Below are 787 nucleotides of genomic sequence, written 5' to 3' on the forward strand. Positions count from 1 at the left end.
CGATGGGGTCTTGACCCGGCAGGGCAGGCACAAGGTGGCGCGGGGGAACGCCTCCAGCCGGGCCGCCCCGATCGGCGCGCCGCAGCCCGCGCAGGTGCCGTAGCTGCCCTCGGCGATCCGGTCCAGCGCCGCCAGGGTCTGCTCCAGCAGCTCCTCGACGTTGCGTCCCGGGCCGGCCTGCTGCTCCAGGCCGGCCAGGTGCGCGCCGACGTCGGCCTCGTCGGCCGCCTCACCGGCCACTGTCTGGCGCAGCAACCCGTCCAGGTCACCGGCGGCCGCGCGGACCTCCGCGCTCAACCGCACCCGGTCGGCCTCCAGCCGGGACCGCAGCTGCGTCAGCAGCTGCGCGGGCAGGCCCGCGTTCGCGCCTCCTGGCGCGGGACCGGTGTCCATGGCCTCGCTCATCATCCGTTCCCTCCTCACACCCTGTGGGTCCGTCAGTCTCGGTGGTGCTCTGGTCGGCGGCAACACCACCCATGATCTTTACTGCTCAGTATAGGTTTTCTCTCGATTCTGAGCGATACTGAGGGGTGTCCAGCACACGGGATGCCCACCAGGCGAAGGGAGGCACTGGCAATGGCACTCAGCCAGCTGTGGCACCAGCACGACGCACCGCCGGCGGCGCGGGCGGGCCATTGGACCCGCACCGCGCCGACGGACAGCAGCACCTCGACGGTTACCGGCACCGCACCACCGGGCCCGCCGGCTCCTGCGGCCTGGCCATTGGCGGTACCCGACGGGCGCGGCGAACCGGTCCTTGCCGCACGCGGCGGCGGCGCCCGGGTCG

Annotated in this window: 2 protein-coding genes; one reads left to right on the forward strand and one right to left on the reverse strand. The window is 73.2% G+C overall.

Going from position 1 to position 787, the window contains the following annotated elements:
• Positions 1–408, reverse strand: a 408-nt coding sequence (locus tag FRW57_RS22325; protein WP_152187111.1) for a TraR/DksA family transcriptional regulator, incomplete at its 3' end; no start/stop codon positions are given.
• A 168-nt stretch (positions 409–576) separates the two neighbouring features.
• On the opposite strand from FRW57_RS22325, the gene FRW57_RS24235 reads away from it, so the two are divergent.
• Positions 577–787: hypothetical protein (locus tag FRW57_RS24235; protein WP_203230506.1), on the forward strand; the 211-nt coding region annotated here is incomplete at its 3' end.

The organism is Segeticoccus rhizosphaerae, assembly GCF_009192725.1.
GTDB lineage: Bacteria > Actinomycetota > Actinomycetes > Actinomycetales > Dermatophilaceae > Segeticoccus > Segeticoccus rhizosphaerae.